This is a genomic window from Streptomyces sp. NPDC057702, from assembly GCF_042799315.1.
In the GTDB taxonomy this organism is placed as follows: Bacteria; Actinomycetota; Actinomycetes; order Streptomycetales; family Streptomycetaceae; genus Streptomyces.
Genome location: NZ_JBHVJC010000070.1, coordinates 1 through 17,584 on the forward strand (window position 1 = coordinate 1; position 17,584 = coordinate 17,584).

12 protein-coding genes, 1 tRNA gene, 1 other RNA gene and 1 pseudogene are annotated in these 17,584 nt (G+C 70.5%); 9 read left to right on the plus strand and 6 right to left on the minus strand.

Annotated features, from left to right (window positions below; translation table 11 throughout):
* Positions 1-106 precede the first annotated feature (106 nt).
* The gene (locus tag ACFVFR_RS31405) at positions 107-1,141 is read right to left on the minus strand and encodes an aminoglycoside phosphotransferase family protein (RefSeq protein ID WP_383707964.1); all 1,035 of its coding nucleotides are present in this window, start codon (positions 1,139-1,141) and stop codon (positions 107-109) included.
* 799 nt (positions 1,142-1,940) lie between these two features.
* Here ACFVFR_RS31405 and ACFVFR_RS31410 point away from each other — a divergent pair.
* The 4 genes from ACFVFR_RS31410 to ACFVFR_RS31425 all read left to right on the plus strand — a co-directional run bounded on the left by ACFVFR_RS31410 (position 1,941) and on the right by ACFVFR_RS31425 (position 6,904).
* Complete coding sequence (locus ACFVFR_RS31410) at positions 1,941-2,576, plus strand: Crp/Fnr family transcriptional regulator (RefSeq protein WP_383707966.1); 636 nt, start codon at positions 1,941-1,943, stop codon at positions 2,574-2,576.
* A gap of 140 nt (positions 2,577-2,716) precedes the next feature.
* Positions 2,717-3,676 (plus strand): hypothetical protein, encoded by a 960-nt coding sequence (locus ACFVFR_RS31415; RefSeq protein WP_383707968.1) that lies wholly within the window; start codon positions 2,717-2,719, stop codon positions 3,674-3,676.
* On the plus strand, positions 3,673-5,940 hold the full coding sequence (locus ACFVFR_RS31420) for a hypothetical protein (RefSeq protein ID WP_383707970.1): 2,268 nt from the start codon (positions 3,673-3,675) through the stop codon (positions 5,938-5,940). Before ACFVFR_RS31415 ends, ACFVFR_RS31420 begins: the two co-directional genes overlap by 4 nt.
* The gene (locus tag ACFVFR_RS31425) at positions 5,930-6,904 is read left to right on the plus strand and encodes a hypothetical protein (protein ID WP_383707971.1); all 975 of its coding nucleotides are present in this window, start codon (positions 5,930-5,932) and stop codon (positions 6,902-6,904) included. Before ACFVFR_RS31420 ends, ACFVFR_RS31425 begins: the two co-directional genes overlap by 11 nt.
* Before the next feature lie 277 nt (positions 6,905-7,181).
* Here ACFVFR_RS31425 and ACFVFR_RS31430 read toward each other — a convergent pair whose 3' ends face one another.
* The 3 genes from ACFVFR_RS31430 to ACFVFR_RS31440 form a co-directional block, all read right to left on the minus strand.
* Positions 7,182-7,703: a DinB family protein gene (locus ACFVFR_RS31430; RefSeq protein ID WP_383707973.1), complete on the minus strand. Its 522-nt coding sequence runs from the start codon at positions 7,701-7,703 to the stop codon at positions 7,182-7,184.
* A 1,603-nt stretch (positions 7,704-9,306) separates the two neighbouring features.
* On the minus strand, positions 9,307-10,221 hold the full coding sequence (locus ACFVFR_RS31435) for a hypothetical protein (RefSeq protein WP_383707975.1): 915 nt from the start codon (positions 10,219-10,221) through the stop codon (positions 9,307-9,309).
* Between the two features lie 458 nt (positions 10,222-10,679).
* Positions 10,680-11,429 (minus strand): transposase family protein, encoded by a 750-nt coding sequence (locus ACFVFR_RS31440; RefSeq protein ID WP_383707977.1) that lies wholly within the window; start codon positions 11,427-11,429, stop codon positions 10,680-10,682.
* Positions 11,430-12,423: 994 nt separating this feature from the next.
* Between ACFVFR_RS31440 and ACFVFR_RS31445 the strand changes: the two genes are divergently transcribed.
* The 3 genes from ACFVFR_RS31445 to ACFVFR_RS31455 are packed head-to-tail and all read left to right on the plus strand — an operon-like array spanning position 12,424 to position 15,011.
* The gene (locus ACFVFR_RS31445) at positions 12,424-13,497 is read left to right on the plus strand and encodes a helix-turn-helix domain-containing protein (protein ID WP_383707979.1); all 1,074 of its coding nucleotides are present in this window, start codon (positions 12,424-12,426) and stop codon (positions 13,495-13,497) included.
* Positions 13,498-13,522: 25 nt separating this feature from the next.
* Positions 13,523-14,092 carry a cysteine hydrolase gene (locus tag ACFVFR_RS31450; protein WP_383707981.1) on the plus strand — a complete coding sequence of 190 codons (570 nt, stop codon included), beginning with the start codon at positions 13,523-13,525 and terminating at the stop codon, positions 14,090-14,092.
* Positions 14,093-14,096: 4 nt separating this feature from the next.
* Positions 14,097-15,011, plus strand: a complete 915-nt coding sequence (locus tag ACFVFR_RS31455) for an FAD-dependent oxidoreductase (protein WP_383707983.1) — start codon at positions 14,097-14,099, stop codon at positions 15,009-15,011.
* Between the two features lie 111 nt (positions 15,012-15,122).
* Here ACFVFR_RS31455 and ACFVFR_RS31460 read toward each other — a convergent pair.
* Together ACFVFR_RS31460 and ACFVFR_RS31465 are read right to left on the minus strand one after the other, a co-directional pair.
* A pseudogene (locus tag ACFVFR_RS31460) lies at positions 15,123-15,426 on the minus strand (hypothetical protein); the annotation flags it as partial.
* A gap of 235 nt (positions 15,427-15,661) precedes the next feature.
* Positions 15,662-15,749, minus strand: a tRNA-Ser gene (locus ACFVFR_RS31465).
* A gap of 109 nt (positions 15,750-15,858) precedes the next feature.
* Between ACFVFR_RS31465 and ffs the strand changes: the two genes are divergently transcribed.
* Both ffs and ACFVFR_RS31475 read left to right on the plus strand, forming a co-directional pair.
* An RNA gene (gene ffs, locus ACFVFR_RS31470) (signal recognition particle sRNA small type) lies at positions 15,859-15,955 on the plus strand.
* Positions 15,956-16,102: 147 nt separating this feature from the next.
* Positions 16,103-17,584 (plus strand): DNA polymerase III subunit gamma and tau (locus ACFVFR_RS31475; RefSeq protein ID WP_383707985.1); only part of this gene is annotated, 1,482 nt, incomplete at its 3' end.

Below are 17,584 nucleotides of genomic sequence, written 5' to 3' on the forward strand. Positions count from 1 at the left end.
GGGGGGGGGGGGGGGGGGGGGGGGGGGGGGGGCGGGGGGGGGGGGGCCGCCGGCCCCCGGGGTGGGGGGGGCGGGGCGCGGGGGGGGGGCCCCCCCCCGCGGCCGATCAGCGGTGGGTCAGCAACGTGGTGGCGATGGTGACCTGGACGGGGTCAAGGGTGGTCTTGCCGTCCTCGACGTCCCACAGGGAGTTCTGCAGGACGCGGCCGAGCGTCCAGCCGGTGGCCCGCCGCCGATCGAGGTCGAGCGCCTCGGTCAGCAGGTCGAAGCGGCGCAGCACCGTACGGGTCACGCCCCCGGCCACCACGGCCTCCCACCGGTTGTCCAGCGCCGGGAGCAGCTCGAACCCCGGGTCGCCCGCGAGCGGTTCGGGGTCGATGGCCAACCAGGGCTCGCGCTCGCCGGCCAGCACGTTGTCGTAGTGCAGGTCCCAGTGCAGCAGCCGGTCGCCGGCCTCGCCGACGAGGTCGGCGACCGCCGCCGCGCACGCGCGCAGCAGCCGCCGGTCCGCCGCGTCGCGTAGGCCCTCGGCGGCCTTCGGCACGTCGGCGAGCATGGCCGTGGCGATGTCGGCGAGGCGGCGTACGTCCGGGGGCGCGGGCACGGCGGTGGTCCGGGCGAGGAGTGCGGCGAGGACGCCCACGGCCTCGGTGTCGTCGGCCACCGTGGACAGCGGCCGGCTCGCGTCCAGCCGTTCGAGCAACAGCGTGGCCGTGTCCGGGTCGTCGGCGAGCAACCGCACCACGCCGTGGCCGTCCCACGCCCGCAGCCCGCTCGCGGACCCCGCCGTCTCCGCCCTGACCTCCTGGAGCTTCAACACGGCCAGGCCGCCGTCCGCGCGGGTCACCGGCAGCACGAGCGAGGCCATGCCGTGCGCCGCCGGCCCGCTCACCCGCAGCGACCAGCGCTCCAGCATCTCCCCGGCCAGCGCGGGCAGCCGGGCCAGCCACGCGCGGCCGGACGGGTTGTCGCGGCCGTACGAGGCGATGAAGGCGTCCGGCACGGCCGGAACGCGGGGCGCGCCACGCCGCTCGGTGGCCTGGGCGAAACCGGCCGTGGTGGGCACGGCGGCACCGGGCACGCTGGGTTGGCCGGCGGCCCGGGGCGCGTCGGCGGCGTCGTGTGAGAACGACGTACTCATGGTGATGTCTCCTTCGGGGTTTCCAGATGGTCGCGAAGCCGAAGGAGGCGGGGCGGCGCCCGACACGCGGGCAGGCGTCATTGCATGACCGCACCGTAACCGAAGGCGATCGCTCGCGGCGCGCGGATTTCGCGCACCGGGCGGAGCGTGTCCCGCGCGGGGCGCCGGCGGGGGGTGCGGGGGCGGCGCGGGGTCGGTGCGGGGGCGGCGCGACCGGAGTCGGGCCGGGGGCGGTGGGCCCGGGCGCCGGGCCCGTTGCGGTGGCCACCGGAAACCGGCCGGGCCACCCCGACCCCCGGCGGCGTGACGTCGTACGCGTTCCCCGGGCATTTCCGGTACGGGGGCGGCCCCCGGAATTCGGCGACGGGGCGGGCATGTGCCGCACGCTCGCACAAGGGCTCACCCTCGGATGCGACCCGTCGCGGGCCGGCCCCGATCCCCGTCAGCTCTAACCCCCATCCACCCACCCGCCCGGCTCCGACCGCCGAAGCGCACCGCCTCCGTAGCGACCACCCGGCCACGGAGGCGGTGCACCCAGCCTGAGCGCGGGGTGTCGAAGGCGGGCGGGGGCGCGCTACCCGCATCCTGACGCCCGACGATGCGTCGAACCCTGATGCGGAAGAGGCCCACGAGGCAGGGGAGTCGATCAAGTGGTGCGCCGACGCCAAGCCCGGCGCGCGGAAGCCGAAACCGCCGACCGGGGTGGGCCGCTCTCTTCTAAGGTCGTCCCATGGGTGATCGCTTGAGTGATCGCGTAGAGGGAGCGCCGCTTTCGCCGAATCGCACACTGCGGACGCTGGTGGGTGACGCGGTCTGGGCCGACATGTTGGGGCATTCGTACGCGCGTCGCCATCTGATCGGTACCACGCTGCTCAGACAGGGCGAGCCCGGCTCCCATGTGCTCATGCTCGGCAGCGGGGTGGCGAAGGTGATCCGACGCGAGCGGAACGGAGCCCTCACGCTGCTGGCCTTTCGCGGCCCCGGAGAACTTCTGGGCGAGGTCGCGGTGTTGGACGACGACACGCGTTCGGCGAGCGTCGAGGCGACCTCGGACTGCTCGGTCGGTGTCCTGAGCAAGACGGAGTTCCTGCGGCTGGTCACGCAGCACGACCTGTTCCCCGTGCTGGTGCGTTACGCGTTGGGCAGGCTGAGAGAGTCGGACAGCGCCCGGGGCGGCGGCGACGCCGTCGCGCGCCTCGCCGTGGCCCTGGTGAACCTCGCGGACATCTCGGGTCACGCCGCGATCCCCCCGGGAAGACGGCTGGAGTTCGCCCTGACGCGGGGCGAACTCGCGCAACACCTCAGCGTCTCGCGTAACACGATCTCCGCGTGCCTGACCGAACTGGCGCCCTTTCGCGTGCACGCCGAACGCAAACGCATCTTCATCGACGACCTGCCGGAGCTGCGACGAGCGAGCGCGCGACACCGCGACTGAGGCCCGCGGCCCCGCGAACACACCCACGGTTTCGTTGTGACGGCCGTCACCGCGTATCCGCACTGAGCGAGCACACCGCGTGCCACTGTCCCGCGAAGCTCGTACCTACCCAGCCCGTCCGGGAAAGCCGAGGAGCCCTCATGCCCGAGCAGTTCCACCAGCCCCTGCCCGAAGCCACCGCTCGACCACATGTCGAGTCCCGCCCCCTGCCGCCCTATCGCGGGATCGTGGCGGTGGACGCCAAGGGCTTCACGGGGTACCCCGCCATCGAACACGGGACGATCAGTCGTGCCATTCCGCAGCTACTCCAGCGAGCGTTCGAGCGGGCCGACATCGCACACGTCTGGCAGGACCAGCGGTTCCCCGCGTCCACCGGCGACGGCTACGTCTTCGGGTTCGACCCGAGGTGGATGCCCTACCTGATCCACCCCTGGCTGCACACCCTCCAGGACGTGCTCGCCGAATTCACCGTGCACTCCACGGGCGCGGTGCGCATCCGACTCCGGGTCAGCCTCCACATCGGCCCGCTGCCCGACACCGGCGAGGAGTTCGACGGCAACGGCACGCCGCGTAACGACACCCATCGACTGCTGGACTCGCGCCCGGTCAAGGCCATGCTGGCGGCCTCCAACGAGAACATCACCCAGGTCGCCGCCATCCTCTCCGACCGCTGCTACCAGGACGCGGTGGAAAGCGGCTACACCGGACGCCACACCGACCACTTCATCGAGGTTCCGGCCACCGTCGAGGGCAAACGGTTCGACCAGCGCGCGTGGCTCTACGTGCCGGCACCCTCCGGCAACCTCTACGACCGCCGCATCCTGGGCGACCAGGTGATCCGGGACCAGGGGACGCGCCACGTGGGCGACGGCCCCGACGGGCACGCGACCAGGGACGAACCGACCCACCGGTCGGTGACGCACCATGCCGAGCGCGGGAACCTGAACACCGGGACCGTGCACGGGGGCCAGCACGTGAGCAACGTCGAGGCAGCCGGCGACTCCTTCGGTGGCGACTACGTCGCCGGCGGCAAGGCGGGCACCGTCCACGGCAACCAGGGAGACACGGTCCACGGTGACAAGAACGTGGGCCGCCGGTGACACCCGAGCAGAACCCGCCCGACGCCACGAACGAGAGCGACAAACCCCCACCCTCGGACGAGCCCCCCGCGCCGGCGGCGCCGGCCGCGCCCACGCCCGGGGAGGGGCACGGGGAGAACGACGTCATCGACGACGACTTCGACGACTTCCTCGACCGCCTCGAGGGCCCCCCGGGCTCCGGTCTGCCCAGCGGCCGGCACAACCTCATCTACGCCCCGTACGGAAACATCAACGCCGGTTCCCTCCACGGCGGCCAACGCGTGGAGAACCAGGGCGGGCCGACCAGCCCCGGCGGTCGACGGGTCGAGGCACACGAGGGTCCGATCTCGGCCCTGGAGATCCTCGACGCCCAGAGCGGCTTCGCGGAACCTCCCTGGTTCCCCGCCGCCCTCGCGGAGCTCGCCACCAGCGTCCTGTTCCTGTTCGGAGAGCCGGGCACCGGGCGTCGCACGGCGGCGCTGAACCTGCTCTTCCGCCACACCGGCGGCAGCATGGACCTGCGCGCACTCGACAGCGACGTCAACCTGGCTCAGTGGCGTCCCACGGCCCAGACCCGAACCAGGGGTTACCTCGTCCACGGCCTGCTGCCCCAGCACCCGCTCAGTCCGGCGATCATCGCCAACCTGCGCCGCGCGCTCAGCGACGCCAACGCCAGCATGGTGATCGTGCTGCCCGACGAACCGGGGCTGGTACGTGGCCTCCACCGCGAACTCCACGTGACGCCCGTTCGCTGCCAGCCCCCACCACCCCGCGCGGTCTTCGACGCTCTCCTCCGCGCCGCCGTGCCCGATGCCACGGAACGCGAACGGCTGCTGGCACGCCTGGAGCCGGGACTGCTGGACGAACTGCTGGCCTCCGAGCTGGTCCCGGCCCAGGTGGTCGAATTGGTCGCCGCCATCACCGAGCGGACGGTGGAAGGCCAGGACGCCACGGACCTCCGGGACCGGCTGAGTTTCCTCGCGGAGGGAGAGGCCCCGGACCTGCTCAGCGCGCTCCAGGACGACCCCGACGGGCTGGCCTTCCTGCTGGCGGTGTGCGTCTTCGAGGGTCTGGACCACCGGATCGTCCAGGAGGAGGCGGAACGGCTGCTCGCCCTGGCTGACGGGCGCCTGAACTCCGTCCTCCTCCCGGAGGCGGGCGAGGGTGACACGGGCCGGTGGCCGGCCGCCACCAGCCAGACGCCCCGCCCCAACCCCCGGTTCGTCTTCCGCCGCTCCCTGGACGAGCTGCTCCGCATGGTGCGCGCGCAGTGCGCGCCCCGGCAGACCCACACCGGCTCCGGCTACACGTACGCGGTGGAGCCGGTGCGCTTCACACGCCACCGACAGGCGGACGCCGTACTGCGCCACGTGTGGCGCCAGTACGGCCAGTTGTCCGCACTGCTCACGGACTGGATGGACAAGGTGCCGCACAACGAGGGCGAGTTGGCCCAGCCCGTCGGGCGGGTCATGGGAATGGCCGCCGGCTGGGGTGGCGGTCGACGGGCGCTGCGGCACATCGGCACCCTCGCCGCGTCCGAGCGCGCCACCAGTCGGGCGATCGCCGCGTACGCGTTGGGTGTGGCCGCGGCCGCGGATCCGATCCTGGCCAGCGAGGTCAAGCACCGCCTCACCGAGTGGAGTGTGAAGAGCAGTTGGCGGCTGCGAGCCACGGTCGTCCACGCCTGCGGGACGGACTTCGGGGCCGCCCGCCCGGACCTGGCCATGCGGCTGCTGTGGCACGCGTACCGGGGCCACGACGGCGACGAGTACCACGTCAGCCGTGCCGTACGCCGCGCCGTGCGCGCCCTGTTCGCGGCGGGCAGCGAGCCGACGGTCTTCCGTCACCTCCTGCGGTGGGTGGGCACGGAGGGAGGCGACGCGGAACTGGCGCTCTGGGCCTTCCCGCACCTCCTGCGCGAGGCCGACTGGTTCCAGGCCCAACTGCTCGACCCGGACGGGTACAGCGAGGAGATCACCGAACTGATCCGCCGCACGCTGAACGACGACGACCTCTTCGACGAGACCCGCCTGGCGCTGATGAGCTGGTGTCGCACGGCGGCGTGGGACGAGCGCCGACGTACCGCCGTGGAGGCCCTGCTCACCGCCCTCGCGCGGGAGATGCGACATGGCGTCCTGCGCCTGTTCGTCGAGATGGACCGGGACGAGACCAACCCCGAACTCGCCGGGCGACACATCGCCCGCCAGGCGCTGGCCTCCTGGCGGCGGGGCACGCCACGCCGACCGGAGCCCGCGCACTCGCACGGAGGACACGGTGAACACTGAACTCAACCCTCCCCTCTACACCCGCGCCCGCTACGCCCCCTGGCGTGAGATCCTGCGCCAGCGTTGGTCGGGTCGCCAGGACCGGGCCCTGGTACTCCGTGACCGGGGCGGGCTCTACCACCTGTCGGGGTCTCGCCAGCAGCCCGCCCCTGCCCCCGGCGCGCTCGCCCTCGACTCCGGCGAGCCGGCGAGGGAGGGCACAGTCGCCCGCCCCCGGCTGTTCGGACACGACAGCGCGTACCTGGTCCCACTGGACGAGTTCCCGGGAACCCGGACCGTCGCGATGCCCACACATCACGGGACCGAGTCGGTGGACGTACAGGTCCTGTGGTGGGTACACGACCCGACCCAGACCGTGCGGTCGCGCACGACCCACGGCTGGCCGGCGGTACGCAGGGACCTCGACCGCCGCCTGCGTCACCTGAAGGCCGAGTACGCCGCCGCCGGTCACGGTTTCGGCGTTCCCGAGATGCGACAGCAACTGGCCGTGGCCCGCGCGCTGCCGGAGTGCGGGCTGAGCTACCGCGCCACCGACGTCTCGGCGCGGGAGGGTGACACCGAACTACGCCTGGCCGACTCCGACGGCGCGGAGCCCGCCTACCTCTGGTCGGGCACCAGCCGTGAGGAGTACGACTTCTGCAAGCGCGCTGTACGCGACGGCCCGGTGTCCCTGGCGGCGCTCTGGTTGGTCAGGCACCCTGATCAGGTCAGCCAGGTACTCGACTGGACGGTGGCCCACTCCGGGCTGCTCCGGGGCGAGACCACGTGGCAGGACGAGGTGGCCGGCCTGCTCGGGACACTGACAGCGCAGGAGCGACAGGAACTCTCCGCCCTCCTGCGCGATCGCCTCGGCGCACTGGGCCGGACCGTACCCGGCCAACAAGGCGCGGGCGCCGGCGCGGAAGCACCCCGCCCGTATGCCAACGGCTGGCCTGGAGGCGTGCCACAGGGGCGGTCGGTGTAACAGGCCGCCAGCTCGCGCGGCCGACCACGGCGGGCGCCTGACCAGCGCTGACCTTCGAAGGGCGCGGGACGGCACGCACCTCGGGGGCCGTGCGGCGTGACCTGTCCGGAACTGCCAGCTCCAACGGGTACGGCGCCTGGGCCACACCCTCGGCGGGCGCGGCCCGAGGCGCACCGCCGGGGAACTGACCGGGACGGCAACCACCCCACGACGACGAGGGCCCCGACCAGGACACCGGTCGGGGCCTCGCCCGTGCACGCCGTCACCCGCTGTTCCGCTACCAGCCCCGCTCGCCGTCCAGAAGTTCGCGCAGCACGTCCGCGTGGCCCGCGTGGCGGCTCGCGTCCATGGTCACGTGCATCATCGCCCAGCGCAGGGTGTAGTCGCCGGTCTTCTGGGCGCCCGTGCTGTCGAGGTCGAGCGAGGCGATGACCTCGTCGCTGGCGTCACAGGCCGCGCGGTAGCGGGCGAGCAGGCCGTCGAGGTCGTCGTCATCGGCGACCCGCCAGTCGCCGTCCGGATCATCCGCCCCGAACGGCATTGCGTGCTCCCGACCGCCGAGCACGATCCCGAACCAGTGCTGCTCCACCGTGACGAGATGGGTGAGAATCCCGCCCACCGTGGTCGCGGACGGCACCAAACTGGCCCGCAGTTGCGCTTCGGACAGACCGGTCGCCTTGGCCGCGACGGTCGCCCTGGCGAAACGCAACCAGGCCCACAACATGTCCTTCTCGCCGAGCTGGTGGCGAGGAATCCGGCGTTCCGCGGTGTGCGGAGCCACCGGGACGTGGTGCGCCATTGCTAGGTCATCCTTTCGCTGAGCCAGACCAAGGCCATCGGACGGCGGATCACGAGGCGATCGCGCGCGGCACCACGGCGCGCCAACCCAGGCCGCACCCGCCCCACGCGCCCACCACCCCCGCACCCACCCGCGACAACACGCCCGAGCCGGAACCGAGGTGACACACCCCCGCTCCCCGCGCCGTACCCGATCGCCACAACCGAGCGTAGCCCCTCGTCACACCCCACCCAGCCCCCACCAACCCACCCCCGAAAGAGGGCCAGAGACCACCCGTGGAGCCCACGATTCAGTCCCACCAGCCCCGTTCGGCCACTCCACACGACCGCCCCACCCCCACCCCCCGCCCCGCCACCCCCCACGGAGGAGGGCAGGGCCCTCGGGCCCCGTGTTGACCGTCGCCGCCGCAACGACTCCGTACGACAAACGCGTTCACCGTCACCACACCCACCCCAACCAGCACGCCACCCCCCTCCCACCAGCGCGCCCACGAACCATCGCGGCCAACGCGAAAGGAACCGCCCACAGCACCCGGCGGGACCACGAGCGCGACTCCCGCCCCCAACCCCACACCCCCACGAACGACACCCGACCCAACCGGGCGGGCGCACTGTGCACTCACGTGGCCCACCCACCGATCAGCGCTCGCGGACAACCCCGCCGCAGTCGCGTTCCCCCCCCGGCCGACACCTCGGCGCATGCCGCGCCGAACAGAGGCCATCCCTCGGCGCGTGGCGGCACGGTTCGCGTAGGGGCACCTCCACCACGGCGGCCCCGGTGGTGGACGCGCCGCCGGAGCGCCCCGATCCGTCGCGGCCTGGCACACCGGCCCCCGGGCCCGGCCACGCGCCCTCCGCCTCGGGGAGAAGTTCCCCCAGCTCGGCGACCTTCAGATCCGCGGTCCGAGCCGCTAGGCGTCACGGATCTCTTCACCGGCTTTCGGCCGTGGGAAGCGCACCGCCAGCCGTCGCACGCCGTCACCGGCGACGTGACACCGGCGTACCCCATCCCCAGCGGCGACCTCCGCGAAGCCGACGACCTCCCCCGAGCCCGACGCCGCGCCGTCCCCACCCCGTGCGGCCACCCGGTCACCGACCTCCGCCCACCCGTGACGCGCCCCGCGGCCGGCGCACACGAGGCCGAGGAGCTCCGCGAGAGTCGTGCGGCGACAACGGCCGGGGGAAACGACGAAGGGCCCCGTTGGCGACCAGCGGGGCCCTTCGTTTCGCCAGTCCAGGCGAGTGCGGCGGATACGAGATTCGAACTCGTGGGGGGCTGCCCCCAACATGCCGTCGAAATGCGCATTCTTTTGTAGTGCTATGGGGCAGGGGCATTTCGTTCGAGGGCAGGGCAGGGCAGGGCGGGACGTCGGGCGTGTGCTGGGTAGGAGTGATTCGGACCCAAAATGAGATCGGATCGCCGGGTTGCGTCTTCTTAGCAGCGATCGAGTATGAGACCAGCCTCCAGGCCATCGTGGCGTCCGATGCGAAGGTGGCACCTGCCCCTTCTGCTCTAGAATGATGACGGCGAGCACTGTGCCGATCATGTACTCGTCCGTGCAGTTTGGCGTCAGAAGGAGCCGAAGCGTCTAGCAGGGCCTCGTCTAGCGGTTTTTGGTATTCAGCCAGTTCCCGCTGGTCGTCTGTACGTCGACTACGTCGGGGAACCGGTCTGCGAGGTACTCCTGTTCCATTTCCTCACCGGTCTGACGGTTGCGTACGACTTTGACGCCGCCCCGCTTCATCTTTTTCAGGGTGCCGATGGTCTCGCCGGTGACGAGTGCGTTGAATGCTTTGATCGCTTGTGCTGACTGTTGGACACTGTCCCTGCTGACGACGCCTTTATTCACGTTGAGCATGGTGTTTGTGTAGACGGCTCGAGGATCCTTGCCGACATAGTCGCGACTCGCGTCACCGATGTTTCTGAAGAACAGATCGGCGACGTGCTCGGGCCACTTCTCCAGGATGATCTGGCGGCTGATGAGCAAGCCTGTGCCGCTAGCGTGGCACTGGCGCCCTTTCGTGAGCATGTAGTTGATCAAGGGTTCCGGAACTGGCCAGGATGCCATAAGGGCGGGAATCTCGTCAGCCGTGAGCTTCCCTGAGGGCCAACGGGTCCAGTGCAGGCCGCCGGCTCGATTGCGCAGGATCTTCAGTGCCGCACCATAATAGTTGGCGTTGTTCTGTGACATGCCAGCCGCCTGGGCTACGTAGTCACCGGCAGTGCGCACGCGGCCCCCGTCGATGGCGGAGAAAGCGTCCGGGGCCAGGTCGTATGTGACTTGTGCGGTCACGGAGATTTCTGTGTCGATGATGGCCTGTGCTCGATGCTGTCCGTCGATGAGACAGCCGTGCAGGTCCAGGGCGAACCCTTGATGAGTGGTGCGGAATTGTCCACTCCGTAGGATCTCACGGAACTTCTCGACGTTGAAACCACGCAACGGAACGCGATTGCAGACTCTGTTCTTCATCCAGCCGGTGCAGATATCCGGTGTGACCATCAGCGTCTCGGTACGCATGAATGGAACTCCCTTCGGTTTCATGGAGCGCGTGGCTGCTCCAACCTCTGTGGATTGCCTGTCACGCAGCGTCGCAGACGTGGACGGGCCCGGAGGTGAGGTGACCAGAATGCGGTGCAGCTTGCCTGGAAGAGATCATTCTCGTTCTTTTGCTGCTGTCTCGATTGCTCGCTGCGAAGTGTGAGGTGGGTGCGGTGGAGGCGTAGCTCTCTGATAGTGCCCGTGTCTAGTGCAGGAGGAGCGGAGGGGTCTGGTGCGCCTTAAGGTTGCGCTTTGTCGCATATTGTATCGTTTGGTGTAGTGAGCTGGGTGAGTTGGGCATCATCCCGCCCACTGTGCACGTGTCATGCCCAGCGGACATGGATGCGTTGCCTCCTTAGCGTTCTAGCCGTCAGTAGGGGTGCAGGCGAAGGGGCAGTGTGCGATAGGGGTGAACGAGCGAGATCCAGTGAGCTTCTTCAGCGTTGCCGCTGCAGGGTGAGGGTGGCCTTGGCGATTGACGTCATGCGGTTGGGGCTGCATCGGGATCTGCGGAAGATCCGCCAGGACTTCAGGCGAGCGACGCCGCGTTCGACGGGTGCCCGTGCCGCGGCCAGGGCACGGTTGCGGGTCTTCTCGGTGAGCGTGAGTTCCTGCCTGGGCTTGCGTTTGATGCCCGTGGTCAGCCAGGCACCGCCGCCCTGGTAGGCGAGATCGGCCACGATGGGAACGCCATGGCGCTCGCAGATTCGGATGATCCGGTGGGTGCGGGCGGCGGTCAGGTCGTGCGTGCGGCCCGGCAGGGCGGGCGAGGGCCAGAGCAGCCGGCCTCCGGGGTCGGTGACGATCTGTACGTTCGCGCCGTGGCGCCGGTCTTTGTGGGAGTAGTCGGCCCGGCCGTCGCCGACCCGGTCGCACTCGGTGAGTGTCCCGTCGAGGAGGACGATGTCGGGATCATGTTCGCGCAGCGTCTTCAGTAGGCCCGGTGCACGTGCGGCGAGCAGGTCGATGACCGTGCTGGTGTAGGAGTGGGCGGTGGACTCGCTGATCCCGAAGCCTGCGGCGATCTTCGCCAGAGTGGTGTGTTCGCGCAGGTACACCAGTGCCACCATCGCGCGCTGGGACGGACGGAGCTTGCACCGCCGGTCGCCCTCACGGGTGACGATCAACATGGTGACCCACTCGACAAGTGCATGCGGCAGGTCGAGTGCGGCAGGATGGATGACCAACGAGGCCCCCGAGCAACGTGATTGAGACGTCAGACATCTCGATCAACCGCCTGGGGGCCTCGCTCGTTGCGGTTCGCAGACCGTCACCCGATTGGTGGCCAACTCGAAGAAGCTCAGTGATCCCTCGGGCTGAAATCGCGATCCGAGCAGGGGTCGCCCGTGCGACGGCCACCATCTGGGAGAAGCGGCGTGGCGACTTCCCCACCCCGGTGCGATCCGGTGGGGCGGAGTGCTTCTGCTTCTCCGAGGTGCTGGATTGGTTAGGAGTGCGCACCGTCCCGCGGAACCGGCTGCTATCCGGCAAAATGGTGGACGTACCGGGATCGGATCCAGAGTCGACGATGCTTTCAGCAAGACCCGACGCCGCGAGATGTCGAAGTCTGGGCTGCGGGGGGGATATCAAAGAGCCGCTCCTCAGAGAACTCATGGGCTCGCATGCGGACCGTGTGCGCGGGTCAGCGTCGATGCTGGATTTTCTCAGCCTGCTGCTCTCACTCATGTTTCTTCTAGAGATCGTCCAGGCCGGGTGGCGAGAGGTGGAAGGCGCTGCGAAGAAGGAAGCGGGCCTGGAATGCATGGCAGGGCTGCCACGCATGTATCGGCGCTGTCGCTGAAAGGGAGCTACGCCGGTACGGGGTGTCTCTGGAGATGAGGGAGAGTCTGGTGCGACTCGAGCCCCGTCCCTACAGCGTCCTCGCGGGACTTGTGAGGGGCGCCGCAAAACTACCCAATGGGGCATTCCCTCTCATCCTCGGCTAGTACGAGGGGCACTTTTCGACGGTCACCACTTTCCCCGGCTCGCAAATACAGCATGGTGCACACTGGTCGCGGAGCGTGACGCGCGGGTGCTGCAACAGTGCTGCATCGATGCCGAACGGGGTTGGCCACACTGGTTGCTTCGGCGTTCCACCAGCGGCGGACAGGGGGTACGACGGTGGTCACGGTGCAGCGATGGTCCGGCCGGGAAGCTCGACTGTTACGCGACGCCCTGCGCATGAGCCTGCGGGAATTCGCCGCCTACCTGGGCGTCAGCGACCGCACCGTGTCGAACTGGGAGGGCGGTGGGGCGAGTTACCAGCCTCGCACCGAATCCCAGGCCGTACTCGACACCGCGCTCGACCGAGCGTCGAACGACGCGCAGGCGCGGTTCGCGGCGGCGCTGGGAACGAACGACACCGCGCCGGCCGGCACAGGCCGGATCGAAGTCGACTCCCACAAGTTCCTGCCGGTCTTCATCGGCATCGAGCGCGCCAGCCGGCTCCGCGCGCACATGACTCCGAGCGCGGACGACCAGTGGCTGGAGTCCTCCTCAGCCCGCGTCGACCACCCCGAAGCGCAGGACTGCGTCCTGCACGTCTTCGCGTGCGGGGTCGCCGTCTTCCACCTCGTCCAGCCGCACGAGCCCGCCGCGCTCACCGACCTCGCCGTCTGGCGCTACCGCTCGTACGCCCCCGACCTGCCCTGGGCACGGAACGAACTCCGTGACCTCCTGGGCGAGGACCACGACAGCGTCCCCAACCCCGAGTACGTCCTGTCTCTGTACTGGCTCACCTCCGGTCCCTGGACGTGCGACGCTTACGACACGGCGCTGCGCCTGCTGTCCACCCCCTCGGTCTTGGTCGACCGTGGTGCCCCGTGCGGTCCCGCTCCCCTGGATGGCACGGCCGAGGAGGCGCTGCTCGCCACCGGCTTCGACCACCCTGACATCGTGTCCTTCGGTGTACGAGGAGTCTCCACCGCCTACGCCGGCTGGTCCGGCGTCGCCTACGCCTCCCATTCCCGCGAGCGCAGCCTCACCATCGACGAACTGGTCAGCTGCGAACTGGCCGTCCAGGCCCTGTGGTGCTTCACCCGCCAGATCCAGCAGATGATCGAGGACGGTCGGGACCCTTCCATGCCCGAGCAGTACGGCTGGCGCTTCCTGCGAGCCGCCTCCTCCCGCCTCACCACCGCCCGAGCCCAGGAGACCGCTCAGCACGTCCTGATGCGGGAGGCCATCATGAAGACCAGCGGGCTGGCCGAGCGGCTGCGCGCCGCACAGGACGCTCTACGCGAGAGCGTCGACTGAACACACGGGGCAGGAGAGACAGCGGATGGACATCGGCAACGCCGCGCTGGTCGTGATCGACATGCAGAACGGCTTCGTGAACCACCACAGCCGCCACGCCGTGCTCGCGGTCTCCGACCTGATTGCCCAGTGGTCCACCGCCGGCCGACCCGTGATCTTCACCCGGTACTTCAATTACCCGGACAGCCCCTACGAGCGCTTCTTCCAGTGGCGCCGGCTCCAGGAAGCGCCCGAGACCGACATCGTCCCCGAACTCACCGAGGCTGCCGCCCACGCACACGCGATCGTCGACAAGACCGGGTACACGCTCCTCACCCCGGAGGCCACCGAACTGATCCGCCGGGCCGGCTGGACCGACCTCGTCTTCTGCGGGATCGCCACCGAGAGCTGCGTCCTGAAGTCCGCGGCCGACGCCTTCGAGCACGGCTACGCACCCTGGATCGTCACCGATGCCTGCGCCAGCGACGCCGGCCCCGACGTCCACGACGCCGGCCTCCTCGTCGCCCGCCGCTTGATCGGAAACGGCCAACTCGTCACCAGCGACCACGTGATCGGCCAACTCACCGCGTACGCCGGGGCCCCGGTGTTGGAATAGCCCCATGGCCGACACGCTGTACGACACCGATCTGATCATCATCGGCGGCGGCCCGGCCGGCTGCGCCGCCGCCCGCATGGCCGCCAGCGTCGGCATGCACTCGATCCTGATCGAGCCGGACCGGCTGTGCCGGAACCTCTACCGGATCCCGGCCCTGAACAACGTCCTCGGCGGTTACACCAGCGGCCCCGAGCTCGCCGAATCCATCGTCGCGGAGCTGAAGAGCACGGAGCTGTGCCGCCTCGAACTCGGCCGACGCGTCACCGCACTCCACGCTGACGACGACCGGGTGAGCGCCACGGTGGACACCGACACCCGCCTCACCGCCCCGTACGCCATCGTCGCGACCGGCGTCGGCCCCCTCCAGCCCGGGGACGTGGCCTGGATCACCGCCCCCGACGGCCTGGCCCTGCCCCCGCTCTGGGAGGCCGAGGCGGACGAGGCCGAAGGCCATACCCTTCTCGTCCTCGGCGGCGACCGCCCGATCGGCACCTTCCTGCGTGCCCACCCGACCACCGACACCCGCCTGCTTGTGGCGTACCCGGCGGCCGACGCGTACAAGGTCGAGGAGATCCGCGAGGACCCCCGAGTCACCCTCCTCCCCGTCGAGCACCTGACGCTGACCCGCGGAGAAGGCGCCCAGGTATCAGCGGAAGCAGTGGACCAGGGCGGCGCCCGGCGGACGGTCACGGCGGACACCGTCTACCTCAGCATCGGCAACGCGCCCACCGCCCCGCCCGGAGAGCTGGCCCGTGGCGCGGACGGATACTGCCCGCCCACCGACCAGCACCCCCGCATCATCGTGGCCGGCGACCTCCGCTCCGCCCGCTTCCAACGGATCATGACCGCCCTGGGCTCCGGCAGCGAGGCCGCGCTGCACGCTTACTACGCGGCCCGGGGACCATCTGCCAGGGGATGACCACGTCAGCGCGGTACGGCGGCAATGGAGAGCGCTCAGATCGGCATCACTGCACGTCATCCACCCACGATGGTGAAGCAGCGACAAGCGGTACCGCTCGGGTTTTGCGGCTCAGCGCTGCCGCGGGGAACCATTCGCGAGCCTGGTAGCGACGTGGGCGGGGCGCCCTGACGCGGAGACGGCGCGGGCGTGACTGGCTCGCCGGCCCTGGGGATTCTGGGGACCAGTGGGGAGGTCGGCCAACCGCCGAAGGCGCCACACGAGTACGTCGCTGACGCGTTCGGCGGCCCGGTGGGCGGCCTCGGCCTGTTTGGGCGTGCTGCTTCGTGGCGTGCCAGTGCGCGGCGGTGGTGATCAGGAAGAACAGCATGGCCGTGGCCGTGCCGTCCTTGCCTCGACTGAGGGCCGGGCCGCCGCGGCGCCGCCCCGCGCCTGACGAGGAGGCGCTTGAGGGCTGCTGGCGTGGTTGCTGCGGCGAGGCTACGTAGGAGGCCCAGGCTCATCGTCCAGTGACGTGATCTCGAAGGAGGCGGACCGACGTTGGTCCGTGGAAGTCCACGGCCGTCTGTCCCGAGTAACTGCAACCACGCACGTCGAAGGGCCCCACCGCGAACGGTGGGGCCCTTCGACAACGTGCCCGGTGAGAGCACTGGCGGAGGATACGAGATTCGAACTCGTGAGGGGTTGCCCCCAACACGCTTTCCAAGCGTGCGCCCTAGGCCACTAGGCGAATCCTCCGCCGCAAACAATACAAGACCGCGAGGAGTGCTCGCGAACCCGATCCGGGGGTGGGGGAGAGGTGGGGTGGGGCGGTGCCGGGTGGGGGTGGGGATCGGCTAAGGTGGGGGGCAGCCCCTCACGTGGCGCTATCTCACCTAACTCCCCCAGGGCCGGAAGGCAGCAAGGGTAAGTGGGCTCTGGCGGGTGCGTGAGGGGCGTTTGCGTGGGTGGGGCGGTCGCGCCGGGGGTGGCGGTGTGATCAGTGCCTCACGCGTGGCGCGCGCTGTGGTGGGCGTGGGGAGTGCCTGGCCAGCGGGTGGGGCGGCGTTGGCGCGGGCCGGTTGTCAGTGGGGGCCGATATCGTCGTACGCGTGTCGTCCCTCGCGCTCTACCGTCGCTACCGCCCCGAGACCTTCGCCGAGGTCATCGGGCAGGAGCATGTCACCAGCCCGTTGCAGCAGGCGCTGCGGAACAACCGGGTCAACCACGCGTATCTGTTCAGCGGGCCGCGTGGCTGTGGCAAGACGACGAGCGCGCGCATCCTCGCGCGCTGTCTGAACTGCGAGCAGGGCCCGACGCCGACGCCCTGCGGCACGTGTCAGTCCTGTCAGGACCTGGCGCGCAACGGGCCCGGTTCGATCGACGTCATCGAGATCGACGCCGCCTCGCACGGTGGCGTGGACGACGCGCGTGACCTGCGGGAGAAGGCGTTCTTCGGACCCGCCTCCAGCCGGTACAAGATCTACATCATCGACGAGGCGCACATGGTCACCTCGGCGGGCTTCAACGCCCTGCTGAAGGTGGTCGAAGAGCCGCCGGAGCACCTCAAGTTCATCTTCGCCACCACCGAGCCCGAGAAGGTCATCGGGACGATCCGGTCGCGTACGCACCACTACCCGTTCCGGCTGGTGCCGCCCGGGACGTTGCGTGAGTACCTGGGCGAGGTGTGCGGGCGCGAGGACATCCCCGTCGAGGACGGGGTGCTGCCGCTGGTCGTACGGGCCGGGGCGGGGTCGGTTCGCGACTCGATGTCCGTCATGGACCAGCTCCTGGCCGGTGCGGCCGAGGACGGCGTGACGTACGCCATGGCGACGGCCCTGCTGGGGTACACGGACGGGTCGCTGCTGGACGCGGTCGTGGACGCGTTCGCGGCGGATGACGGGGCCGCGGCGTTCGAGGTGGTGGACCGGGTCATCGAGGGCGGGAACGACCCTCGGCGTTTCGTGGCCGACCTGTTGGAGCGGCTGCGGGACCTGGTGATCCTCGCGGCGGTGCCCGACGCGGCGGCCAAGGGCCTTATCGACGCTCCCACGGACGTGGTCGAGCGGATGGCGGCGCAGGCGTCGGTGTTCGGCGCCGCCGAGCTGAGCCGCGCCGCCGACCTGGTCAACGAGGGGCTGACGGAGATGCGTGGGGCGACCTCGCCCCGGTTGCAGCTGGAGCTCATCTGCGCGCGGGTGCTGCTGCCCGCCGCGTTCGACGACGAGCGTTCGGTGCGGGCCCGGCTGGACAAGCTGGAGCGCGCCGCGATGGCGGGCGGCATCGTCGGCGTCCCCACGGGCGCGCCGCCCATGGGGTACGTCCCGGGGCCCGAGGGGCATGGTGTGCCCGCCCCGGGGCCGGTGGCACCGGCCCCCGCCGCTCCCGCCCCGCCAGCCGCGCCCGCGCCCGGTGGGCTGCCCGCCCCGGGCGGGGACGGGACGGCGGGCGCGCCCGGTAGCTGGCCCGCGGCGGCCGGCCCCACCCCGTCGCCCGCGCCCGACCAGACCGTTCAGCCCACCCCGGGCGCGGCCGACGGGCAGCCGGGCGGGCAGCCGGCCGGCGCCCAGCGTCCAGGCGCCTGGCCCACGCCC

What these genes read in the sequence shown, in the direction of transcription:
- ACFVFR_RS31405 (WP_383707964.1), bottom strand. Translation starts at nt 1,141, where the DNA reads ATGAGTACGTCGTTCTCACACGACGCCGCCGACGCGCCCCGGGCCGCC.
- ACFVFR_RS31415 (WP_383707968.1), top strand. Translation starts at nt 2,717, where the DNA reads ATGCCCGAGCAGTTCCACCAGCCCCTGCCCGAAGCCACCGCTCGACCA.
- ACFVFR_RS31430 (WP_383707973.1), bottom strand. Translation starts at nt 7,703, where the DNA reads ATGGCGCACCACGTCCCGGTGGCTCCGCACACCGCGGAACGCCGGATT.
- ACFVFR_RS31435 (WP_383707975.1), bottom strand. Translation starts at nt 10,221, where the DNA reads ATGCGTACCGAGACGCTGATGGTCACACCGGATATCTGCACCGGCTGG.
- ACFVFR_RS31445 (WP_383707979.1), top strand. Translation starts at nt 12,424, where the DNA reads ATGAGCCTGCGGGAATTCGCCGCCTACCTGGGCGTCAGCGACCGCACC.
- ACFVFR_RS31450 (WP_383707981.1), top strand. Translation starts at nt 13,523, where the DNA reads ATGGACATCGGCAACGCCGCGCTGGTCGTGATCGACATGCAGAACGGC.
- ACFVFR_RS31455 (WP_383707983.1), top strand. Translation starts at nt 14,097, where the DNA reads ATGGCCGACACGCTGTACGACACCGATCTGATCATCATCGGCGGCGGC.